7 protein-coding genes and 5 pseudogenes are annotated in these 10,253 nt (G+C 65.8%); 5 read left to right on the top strand and 7 right to left on the bottom strand.

Translation table 11 applies throughout. The features are described 5' to 3' along the window. Positions 1 to 132 precede the first annotated feature (132 nt). Positions 133 to 2,361, top strand: coding sequence for an MMPL family transporter (locus ACFYTT_RS28520; RefSeq protein WP_387263790.1), 2,229 nt, complete (start codon positions 133 to 135; stop codon positions 2,359 to 2,361). Between the two features lie 258 nt (positions 2,362 to 2,619). Further along, entirely contained in the window at positions 2,620 to 3,333 is a 714-nt protein-coding gene (locus tag ACFYTT_RS28525) for a hypothetical protein (protein WP_387263793.1), read from the top strand. Between the two features lie 271 nt (positions 3,334 to 3,604). Here ACFYTT_RS28525 and ACFYTT_RS28530 read toward each other — a convergent pair. Continuing rightward, positions 3,605 to 3,908: pseudogene (locus ACFYTT_RS28530) on the bottom strand (Type 1 glutamine amidotransferase-like domain-containing protein); the annotation flags it as partial. A 213-nt stretch (positions 3,909 to 4,121) separates the two neighbouring features. Between ACFYTT_RS28530 and ACFYTT_RS28535 the strand changes: the two are divergent. Further along, positions 4,122 to 4,667, top strand: a complete 546-nt coding sequence (locus ACFYTT_RS28535; protein ID WP_387263795.1) for a GrpB family protein — start codon at positions 4,122 to 4,124, stop codon at positions 4,665 to 4,667. Between the two features lie 95 nt (positions 4,668 to 4,762). On the opposite strand, the gene ACFYTT_RS28540 is transcribed toward ACFYTT_RS28535, so the two are convergent. From ACFYTT_RS28540 to ACFYTT_RS28555, 4 genes and pseudogenes are all read right to left on the bottom strand, one after another. Continuing rightward, entirely contained in the window at positions 4,763 to 5,551 is a 789-nt protein-coding gene (locus tag ACFYTT_RS28540) for an NAD-dependent epimerase/dehydratase family protein (protein ID WP_387263799.1), read from the bottom strand. Between the two features lie 519 nt (positions 5,552 to 6,070). Then, on the bottom strand, positions 6,071 to 6,679 hold the full coding sequence (locus ACFYTT_RS28545) for a hypothetical protein (RefSeq protein WP_387263802.1): 609 nt from the start codon (positions 6,677 to 6,679) through the stop codon (positions 6,071 to 6,073). Positions 6,680 to 6,731: 52 nt separating this feature from the next. Beyond that, complete coding sequence (locus ACFYTT_RS28550) at positions 6,732 to 7,262, bottom strand: hypothetical protein (protein ID WP_387263805.1); 531 nt, start codon at positions 7,260 to 7,262, stop codon at positions 6,732 to 6,734. Positions 7,263 to 7,454: 192 nt separating this feature from the next. Further along, a pseudogene (locus ACFYTT_RS28555) lies at positions 7,455 to 8,380 on the bottom strand (SDR family NAD(P)-dependent oxidoreductase). On the opposite strand from ACFYTT_RS28555, the gene ACFYTT_RS28560 reads away from it, so the two are divergent. Next, positions 8,277 to 8,753, top strand: a complete 477-nt coding sequence (locus ACFYTT_RS28560; RefSeq protein ID WP_387263808.1) for a winged helix-turn-helix transcriptional regulator — start codon at positions 8,277 to 8,279, stop codon at positions 8,751 to 8,753. The pseudogene ACFYTT_RS28555 and the gene ACFYTT_RS28560 overlap by 104 nt on opposite strands. 78 nt (positions 8,754 to 8,831) lie before the next feature. Here ACFYTT_RS28560 and ACFYTT_RS28565 read toward each other — a convergent pair. Next, positions 8,832 to 9,271 (bottom strand): annotated as a pseudogene (locus tag ACFYTT_RS28565) (VOC family protein). 114 nt (positions 9,272 to 9,385) lie between these two features. Here ACFYTT_RS28565 and ACFYTT_RS28570 point away from each other — a divergent pair. Next, positions 9,386 to 9,490 (top strand): annotated as a pseudogene (locus ACFYTT_RS28570) (YciI family protein); the annotation flags it as partial. A gap of 666 nt (positions 9,491 to 10,156) precedes the next feature. Here ACFYTT_RS28570 and ACFYTT_RS28575 read toward each other — a convergent pair. Beyond that, positions 10,157 to 10,253, bottom strand: a pseudogene (locus ACFYTT_RS28575) (IS3 family transposase); the annotation flags it as partial.

A 10,253-nucleotide genomic window follows, 5' to 3' on the forward strand; every position in this document is an offset into this window, starting at 1 on the left:
ACGAAAATATCCAGTCGGATATTTTCGTGCTAGCGTCTGCGGCACGACAGGCCGTGAGGTCGCGCTTCGTCGGCGGGAGCCGGGCGAGGTGCCCACGCGGGACCTGTTCACCGAGACGCAGGAGGAGACGGCATGGCATGGCACTTGTTCAGGCTCGGACGCTGGTCGTTCCGACGCCGCTGGACCGTGGCGGGAATCTGGGCCCTGCTGCTCCTCACCGTGGCGCTCGGAGCGACGACCCTGTCGGGCAAGACGAATGACAGCTTCGAGTTGTCCGGCATCGAGTCGACGCAGGCGTTCGACCTGATCAGGGAGCGCGACCCCGACGCCGTGCCGAACGGCGCGACGGCGCGGGTGGTGTTCCAGGCCCCGGACGGCGAGACGCTGGCCGACCCGGCCAACCAGCAGGCCGTGTCCGACTCGCTCGCCGCGCTCAGGACCGAGAACGTCAGGTCGATCGTCGACCCGTTCGAGGCAGGGGCCGTCTCCGAGGACGGGCGGACCGGTTTCGCCTCGGTCAGCTACGCCCGCAGCGCGGTCGACCTGACCACCTCGGACCGGGAGGCGCTGGAAGCCGCCCGCGACGTCGCCGAGCGGGCCGGACTGACCGCCACCGTCGGCGGAGACGTACTCGGTGTGGAGATCGGTGGCGCCATCGCCGAACTGATCGGCATCGCCATCGCCTTCGTCGTGCTGGCCCTCACCCTCGGGTCGCTCGTCGCGGCCGGGATGCCGCTGCTGACCGCGCTGGTGGGCGTCGGAATCGGTGCCGCCTCCATCGCCGCTCTCACCGGCTTCGTCGATCTGAGCACCACCACTCCCGCGCTCGGCACGATGCTCGGGCTGGCGGTCGGCATCGACTACGCGCTGTTCATCCTCTCCCGCTACCAGGCCGAGGTCCGCCAGGGACGCCCGCTGGAGGAGGCGATCGGCCGCGCCGTCGGCACCGCAGGCTCCGCCGTGGTCTTCGCCGGCCTCACCGTCGTCATCGCCCTCGTCGGCCTCGCCCTCTGCGGCATCGGATTCCTCACCGAGATGGGGCTGGGTGCCGCGTTCACCGTCGCGCTCGCCGTACTCATCGCGCTGACCCTGCTGCCCGCACTGCTCGGTTTCGCCGGTGCCCGCGTCGTGAAGAAGCAGATCGCCGCCGCCGCCACCGAGGACACCGGCAGCGACCAGAGTTCCCGCACGTCACGTACCCTCGGTCGCCGTTGGGTCGAAGGTCTCGCCCGCCTCCGCTGGCCCGCGCTCATCGTCGGCGTCGCGGTCGCCGCCGTGGCCTCCATCCCGGTGGCCTCCCTGCAACTCGCGCTTCCGGACGACAGCACCAAACCCGCAGGCAGCGATGTACGCGTCGCCTACGACCTCATCGACGAGAACTTCGGCGCGGGCGCCAACGGGCCGCTGCTCATCGTCATCGACACCGCGCAGGCCACCGACCCGGCCGCCGCAGTCGGGACCGCCACCGAGAGGCTCCAGACGCTGGCGGCGGAGGACGACTCCAACATCATCGCCGTGATCCCGGCCATCACCAGCGACAGCCCCGAAGCCCAGCAGGCCTTCATGCAGCAGCTCGGCACGACGCAGTACGTGACCCTCACGGTGATCCCCCAGTCCGGACCGTCGGACCAGTCGACCAAGGACCTCGTCGCCGACATCCGGGCCACGCTCTCCGACCTGCCCGACCAGACCGGAGCCCGCGCCCTGGTCACCGGCGTCACCGCCGTCGGCGTCGACATCTCCAACGAACTGACCGAGGTGTTCCCGCTCTATCTCGCCGTCGTGGTGGGGCTGGCACTCATCCTGCTCATCGCCGTGTTCCGCTCGATCTGGGTACCGGTCAAGGCGGCGCTCGGCTTCCTCTTCTCCGTGGGCGTCTCCCTTGGCGCGACCGTCGCGGTCTTCCAGTGGGGCTGGCTCAACGAACTCGTCGGTCTCGACACCGAGGGGCCGGTGCTGTTCCTGCTGCCGATCCTGCTCACCGGCATCCTGTTCGGCCTCGCCATGGACTACGAGGTCTTCCTCGTCACCCGCATGCGGGAGGCGTACGTCCACGGCACCCCGGCGCGCCAGGCGGTCATCGACGGCTTCACCCACAGCGCCCGCGTCGTGGCCGCCGCAGCGCTCATCATGGTCGGCGTCTTCGCGGGCTTCACCCTCACCGACGACATCATCCTCAAGACCATCGGCTTCGCCCTGGCCATCGGCGTACTGGTCGACGCCTTCCTGGTCCGCATGCTGATCGTTCCGGCCGTCATGCTCATCCTCGGCCGGCGCATCTGGTGGATGCCCCGCTGGATGCAGAAGGTCGTGCCGACCTTCGACGTCGAAGGCGAGTCACTGGCTCGACACCTCGCCTGACGCTCGTGAAGTCGCTCCGATGGGGTAGCGGGATGCAGTAGACCCGCCACCCCATCGGAGCACCTGTTTCTGATCTCCACCGAAGCCGGGCAGGTCACTCCACCGTGTACGGGCGAGGACGCCGCCAGTGCTGGTCGCCCCGTCACCGGGTACGCGTGCACCGGCACCACGATGGAGGAGCGAACAGACCCCACACGATACGAAGTGGGCCCGACGCACTAGCATTGCCGCGGTCCGCAGCGGCTGAAACGAGGCGAGATGCGTTGGCTCCGGCAATTGCTGGGTAGCAGGCCAGTCCAGCTCGATCCAGAGCGGCAGCAGACGCTGCTGCGGGACGTGCGGCACCGGTACGGCGCCGGCTCGCAGGCCCGCTTTCCGGAACAGGTCGAAGCGATCACCCGGACGCTGAACGACGACGACGGCCTGGTGGTAGCGGCCCGGATGGTGAGCGAGGCCGCCAACGAGGCCCACACGCACCTGCAGGCCCAAGCCCACGACGTGTACCGACGCACAGGTCGCAGGCTCCTGGTGCACCGCCGGAACTACCGGCCGCTGTGGAAGGAGGCCGGCCCGGCGCTGCGGTGGCCGCTGTTCACGTTGCCGTGCGGCCTCCACCCGTACGCGCAGGTGTCCGCCGCCGTCGAGGTCGTCGGCAGCCACGCGTCCCGGCTCGATAAGGTGACCGACCCGCTCCCGCTCCTGGCCCACGTGTTCGAGGTACTCGACCTCACCACCGTCGCCATGGAACACGGCCAGGTACGGGTGGACACCGATGCCGCCTCCCTGGCCGACCGACTGATCTCGACCGCCGGGCAGGTCCTCGCGACCATGGACGACCCGCCCCGGCTGCCGGCCTCGGTCCGTGAGGTGATGCGCCGCAACAACACGCTCGACGTCCACGATCCGGCCGGCCATCGAGTGGTCGGCGGAATCAACCTGGGCGCGCGGATGCGCGAGATTCTCCTGGCCTGAACCCCGCGATCACAGCGCATCCCGGAAACACGTTTCGTTCCGCGCCGAGGGGGCGCGCCAGGACGGTTTTGCCTATCGAGTCGTGAAGGTCTGGACGGGTGACGTCGAGCCGGCCGATCAGCCGCGAACCCAGCGCCGCTCCGTCGCCTACCACAGCTCGTTGACCTTGACATTCGATCCGCCCCGCTCCAACGACGTGGTCGTACCGCAGGCGTAACTGGTGCCACGCCGCGCACTGTGCGGCAGATCCGGATGGCCGTCCGGGCGGCAATCACCCGAACTTCGTCCATTGGCCTTCGGAGACCACCTCGACGGAGCCGTCGATGACTTTGATGGCCGTCTGTTCGTCGATGGCGTAGGCCGGGCCGCCGATGTCGGCGGCCCGGCCTACCGCTCCGCGTCAGACGGGGTGTTCGTGGGGAAAGCGTTCAGGTGCGGGAAGATCGAGAAGTCGACGACTCCTAGGGTGCGGTCGTCCGGCGCGGACGGCCACTCGACGAAGTAGTCTCCGATCCGAGCGTCATCACCATGCTTCCAGCACTTACTCCCACCCAGACCGTGTCCGGCAGCGAAGGTCCTCACGCACAGCCGGGCCACGGTCCGCGGGGCTGCCGCACAATCTCAGGGGTTCAGACACACTGTCATCGGCTACGTCCGGAAAGGTTGACGACCAGGATCGCCGTTACGCAAGGTGACGATTGGTTCGCGGAAGAAGAGCACGCCCGTTCGATCGGCTGTTCCCTGGCCGACCAACGAAGGTACCGGCGCGCCAATGACATGATGACGGGATGCCAAGCCCGGTGGATATCGTCGACTATCAGCCTGCTTGGGGCGTGGCCTTCGCCGGCCTGGGCGCCGTACTTCGCCGAGCCCTCGGCGACGTGGCAGTTCGGATCGACCACATCGGTTCCACTTCAGTACCTGGCCTGGCTGCCAAGCCCGTCCTCGACATCCAAATTTCGGTGCTGTCGCTGGAACCGGTCGATGGGTTCCTGGGACCGCTGGAGGGACTGGGTTACGTTCACCGCGCCAGCAACCCCGAACGGACGAAGCGCTACTTCCGGGAGCCGCCGGGCCAGCGGCGGACACATATCCACGTGCGGCAGCTCGGGAGTTTCTCCCAGCAGATTCCGCTGCTGTTCCGGGACTATCTGCGGTCCCACCCGGACGAGGCCGCCGCGTACGCCGAGACAAAGCGCCGATGCGCGCAACGGTTCCGCCATGATCGACAGGCATACGTCGAGGCGAAGGACTCCTTCGTGTGGCAAATCATCCGACACGCCGACGCATGGGCGCAGCAGGTCGGTTGGACACCCGGACCTAGTGATGCGTGACCACAGCTCGGCGTAGAGGCGCAAGCACCGACGAGGCACGCTCATCGGCATGAGAGTGCACCCTTGAATCATGCCTGGAGGGGCTTCAGGGCTGTTCAGGTCAGGTGGAGGATCCTTTGGCGTACCCCAGCATGGTGTGAGGATGTTTCGGTGAGGTCGTCCGGTACCTGGCCGGCATAGGTGACGGCGTCGTCGAGCGGCTCGTAGCCCAGCTCTGTTCGGGCGCGGTCGTTGCGCCAGGTCCGGAAGGAGTTTGCGGAGACACCGTGGTAGATGCCATACCGCACCTCGGCGGTCAGGGCTGCGGTGACGAGGCGAACCAGGTCCGGTCCGCTGAGCCAGCCCGGTAGCCAGCTGCGTGCCGGCGGCTGGTCCAGCACACCACCGAGGCGCAGGCACACGACGCGCAAGCGATGCACGTCGGCGTACAGACGGCCGACATTCTCGGCGAGCACCTTCAACGCACCGTAGGTACAGCAGGGATACGGCGGCATGTCCTCGCCGATCTCGGTCTGGCCGGCATCGACGTGACCACCCATGGCGTGCAACGAGCTGGCAAGCACCACGCGCGGTACGCCCACCGCCACGGCAGCGTCCAGGACGTTCACCACCGCCGTGGCGTTCGGATCACACAACTGCTGCCACGGCTGATCGGGATCCGCATCGGCCGCGAGATGGACGACCGCGTCGACCCCCGCGCAGACCCGACGGGCAAAGCCGGCGTCACACAGGTCCCCCACGACCGCCCCCGGAAAAGGCCTCCGGTCAGTCAGGCGAAGAGTGTACGCAGCCCCCAGCCCCGACAGCAACAAACGCGCAACTCCCCCAGCCACACCCGTCACCAGAACAATCGGCCGCCCGCCCGACGCCGCCCGTCGCGTCACCACACCACCCCTCTACAACAAGCCGAAAGAGCAAGTCCCGCCGTGCCAGCCCGCCGTCCCCACAGCGGCGGGGACAGAACGACGCCCACCCTGTACGCCCTGTTCGTACCGTCGCTAACCTCCCAGCACCACCGAATTCCTTCCGTCCACGGCTCCGCCGCCCGAACGGCGACCAACCCGATGCACTCGCGCCACAACACAAACCGCGCGGGTTCACGTCGACGGCAAGATGCGGAACCACGCCCCCACCCCACCCCGCCCTCCACGCATTCGATCAGTATTCGTGAATTGATTGAGGAAGGGTGAAAGTTCGGCATCGTCAAGCTCGCACGGACCCGACCGGACGCCCACGGACAGACCGACACGCAGGGGATGCTCGTCGCACGAGCAGCCACCGAGCAGCCAACCGTCCCTCATGGACAGAAACAGACAAGGCCCTGACCGCCGTAATGGCAGGTCAAGGCCTTGTCGATCTTGTGCGCCCGAAGGGACTCGAACCCCTAACCTTCTGATCCGTAGTCACAACGGATTCTTCATGAAGCTTTCGGCAAATCGCTGGTAGGATTCTGAATACACGTCTGAGGCCCCTGCAATCCGGTCGAGCTCTCGGCGAATCAGATGATTAGCGTGCACGCGATCCCCGTTGATCGCCGAAATCAATGGAAGCACAAAGCTCTTTTGATTATCGAGCAGAAGTTTCGACTCGGAAATATCATTCGAGAATGTTTCCCAATTCGCCCACTTCTCAATGAACGGCTGACCATATTCGGCGACGGCCGTCGCCAAATCCTCTGCGGGAGCAGCAAGGTCACCACCTGACGGAAAGGCCCATTGCGCGAAAGCGTTTTGAGGCATCAAGTAGCCAAGAGGCCTTGACACACACGCAACAGGAGTCTTCCATCGCGCATGAGCGACTAGAGCATTCTCAAGCGGAACGTGCCTGACTCCCACCACAGGATTGATCTGGATTGTGTTAGGCAGGCCCCAAGTAGCCAGATTCAAACCAAGCCAGCCTTCAACGTCTGCGGTGTCCCGAGGTTGCAATAGAATGCCCCTACGCTTAGGCCTGAAGCCGTACCGAAACAGAGCAGATGCGCAAGCGTCCTGAGAGTTCTTTTCAAGATTCATTATTCGCCACTCTAAGGTCAACAGTGGCGGTATCCGCCATAGCCAGCAATGTTCACGCGCGTCGGTCCGAGTGTAACACCATCGAGTCTTTAGCGTTCGCCCACCGGAATGCTTCAGTGCAATGGTCTTGGCTACATATAGCCGAAATTGCCATTGCCGCTTCTTGATCTGTGTTGAGCATGGCGCAGGACATGAAGTTCCCGCATTTGAAGATCTCGTCGCAGATACCGTCTTGGCAAAAGTCCTTCAGGAGCGATGCGAGTAGTGGCGCGCTCATGCCCGGCGGCACTGGATACGTGTTGAGGAAGACTTGACCATCGGCGTGGTCTACTTTGACCGTATAGTTGACATTGTGCACAAGCACGGTCGGCGGGCGATGTTCTGTTGTTTTGCTTACTTTGGGCCTATGGTCGACGATCTTGTGAGAGCCCGGCTTCGGACTGTAGTCCCTGAGGTGGCCTTCATTATCTCCGGTTGCGTAAAGGCCACTGGGATCACTGAAGATGATCGGACTGTTGTTGGCATATGAATAGCCGTGCCATTGTTGCGGTTGCGCCATATCTTGGATCGGATCAACGGACACAAAGCGGCCGATGGCGGCATCGTAGTGACGGGCGCCGAGGCGTGTGAGTCCGGTGGGTTCGGTGTCACCGTTTGACGAAGCCCTTGGGGTTGGCCCAAATTGGTTGGCTGCCGCGCGGCCGTCGAGGCAGGCGTTTCAGCGTGGGGGGTGGGCTTCGTGGAATCAGCTGGACGACTGTTGCTCGGTCCTTGGCTAATCCTGGGTCCTGTTGATGATCAAATGGCGTAGCGTGCTGGCCAGTTGGCGGGCGGCGTTCCGGTCGAAGGCCGGGCCGGTGATGTCGATCATGCGGTCTACCCGGAAGGCGGACAGCGCGGGGCGTGGTGGTGTGTCGATCCGTTCGATGATCGGCTGGATCGCTTTGGCGACCGGCGTGGCGAACACCTTTGTGATGATGCTTATCGCGGTGCGGGTTGGTTGTCTGAATGGTTCGGCGAGTCCGGTGTTCACGAACAACGGGTTGTGTAGTACGTACCGGACGGGACTGTCGGGATGTTCGTCGGTGAAGGCGACGCCGAGTAGGTCGTTGGCGCGGGCGCCCTGCATGGTGGCAGCGAGGGGCCGGTACTGTCTGCGGAGTTGAAGGTCGTCCCAGTGCAGCCGGCCTGCTTTGCCGCCTGTGCCGCACAGGTTCACGATCACTGGGTGTGCTGCTCGTTCCAGCGCGGTGCGCAGTTCCTCGGCGAGCAGGAACCGGCTGAGCACGTACAGTGCGAAGGTGCGCTCGATACCCTCGGCGGTTTCCTGGCGCCTGGTCTGGTAACGGAAGGCGCCGAGTACGAGGGCGTCGATGCTCGGGTACCGCGTGCGGAGCTGGTCGGCGAGCCGGATGGTCGCTGTCGGCGAGCTGAGGTCGGCGGGCAGAAATGAGCACCGGTCGCTGGCGCTGAGCCGATCCGCTTCGGCGAGTAGCGCTTCACTTTTTTCTGGTTCGTTCCGATGACGACGACTCGGTCGCCTCGGTTCAGATAGTGCTGCGCCAGGGCCTTACCGATTCCCTGGGTTCCGCCGGTGATGACCAAAGTGCGCACCAGATGCTCCTTCTTCCTGCCGGGTACGCTCGATCGTCGGTGGACGGCCCGCATGGCGAAAGAGGGAACATCGATGTCTCCGCTCATCCCGGTGCCGGTCTCGGCGCAGGACCGATCCTTGTGCGCCGCAGCGGACGTACTACGGCGCGCCGGAGACAAGTGGAGCGTGTTGCTGATGGCAGTGCTCGCAGAACGACCATACGGCTTCAACGAACTCGACCGGGCCGTGGACGGGTTGAGCCGGCGGATCCTCACCCGTACGTTGCGGGCGCTGGTGCGCGACGGGCTGGTGAACCGGATACCGAGCCCCGGTCCTGCCGCACGCGTCGACTACTCCCTCAGCGACCTGGGTCGCTCGTTCTTGCCCCTCATCATCGCGGTCGGCCGCTGGGCGGAGGACCACGAACACGAAATCCGTAACGCCCGCGCCCGTCACGACGCCGACAACGACGCTTGCTGATAAGGGCATCCGCGTCTCGGCCGCGCAACCAGCGGCCAGCGCTGACGTCACCTTCAGCGACGAGCCCTCCGCGGCAGATCAGGATGTGTGATCTTGGCGGCTTGGCTGGCAAGCACGGTGACGTGAGGTCGTGCCGAGGAGGTCCCACCGGTTGCCGGCAATGTCGAGGAAGACCGCGACCCGACCGTAGGGTTCGGTCCGCGGTTCCCGGACGAAGGTGACACCGGCCTCGGTCATCCGCCGGTACGCGGCGTCAACGTCGTCGGCACGGAGGAAGAACCCGACCCGGCCGGCTACTTGGTTACCCACAGCGGCACGCTGGTGTTCTCCGTCGGCGCGAGCGAGCAGATCCCGGTCTGGGCACCCGGGGGCCGGACGACGACCCACCGCTTGGGGCGTCCGCCATTCGTCAGCGATGGAGAGTCCTCGACGAGGTCGAAGCCGAGTACGTCGGTGAAGAACGCGATCGCCGGGTCGTACTCGTCGACAATCAGGGCAACCAAGTCGATCTGCACCACGGCAGCGTACGCGCGGTCGTGTCATGCGCGCCGCTCGCGCGTCAACAGCGGCCAGATGAGGATGTCGACACATGCCCGTTTCCCGCGTTGTGGATCACGTCGGATGGCTAGCGGGTCGTGACCAACGGACCGTTTGCGGAAACGCGCGAGGTGCTCGGCGGCTCCTATGTGATCGACGTGTCCGACCTCGATGCCGCGTTGGACTGGGCTGCCCGCTGCGCCCGCAGTGACGGCCGGTCGCGGTCCGGCCGGTGGCCGAGTTGGGCCTGACCGCGATGAACGGACGGGCGGCCGGCGCGGAGCGCCGGACAAGGCATCGGCGACGCCGCGGTGGCGTTGGTGGCGTCGGTGTTCCGCGAGGAACGTGGCCGGCTGCCGGCCGCCCTGGTCCGCGGCTTCGGCGACCTGGACCTGGCGGAAGATCCAACAGTCGTCATGGGTGGTCCGTTCTTATCGGGCCGACGGTTACGGACGGTCGAGAAGGCCGGGCACTGCGAATTGCTGACGCCGATGGCCGGATTGCAGGGCCGCGTCGAGGCCGTTCAGTTGCAGCACACTCCCGCCGCGCAGATGCGCCAGGTCCGCACTGCCGTCCCCCGCGTATCTGAGGAAGGTCACCTGTTCGGTCCGTTCCAGGCGAGTTCCGTGTGTCTCGGCTTCGAGTCGAACGGTGACCAGCGAGACCCATCGCAGTTCACCGTCGACGACAGCCTCGTAGCTGTAGACGATCCGGTATGCGTCCACGATGTCGATGTACCGCGACCGGTACTCCAGTCGCTCGGGCGCCGCGTCCAGCCCGGTGAAGGTGCTGCGCGCCATCTCGCCACCGCCCACCCGGAAGTCGTGCTCGTAGGAGGCTTCGCTGCCGGGAAGCCGGAACCACCGCTGCTGCCGCATGATCCGCTCGACCCGCTTGCGGTTGACCCGCACGCCGTGGGCGCGCAGTTCGACGGTCACCCGCGGCGACCCGTAGGTGCCCCCG

It is taken from the genome of Micromonospora sp. NPDC003816, assembly GCF_042874705.1.
Taxonomy (GTDB): Bacteria; Actinomycetota; Actinomycetes; order Mycobacteriales; family Micromonosporaceae; genus Micromonospora.

Coding starts and splice junctions, on each gene's coding strand:
- ACFYTT_RS28560 (WP_387263808.1), top strand. CDS start 8,277: ATGACCAAAGTGCGCACCAGATGCTCCTTCTTCCTGCCGGGTACGCTC.
- ACFYTT_RS28520 (WP_387263790.1), top strand. CDS start 133: ATGGCATGGCACTTGTTCAGGCTCGGACGCTGGTCGTTCCGACGCCGC.
- ACFYTT_RS28525 (WP_387263793.1), top strand. CDS start 2,620: ATGCGTTGGCTCCGGCAATTGCTGGGTAGCAGGCCAGTCCAGCTCGAT.
- ACFYTT_RS28545 (WP_387263802.1), bottom strand. CDS start 6,679: ATGAATCTTGAAAAGAACTCTCAGGACGCTTGCGCATCTGCTCTGTTT.
- ACFYTT_RS28535 (WP_387263795.1), top strand. CDS start 4,122: ATGCCAAGCCCGGTGGATATCGTCGACTATCAGCCTGCTTGGGGCGTG.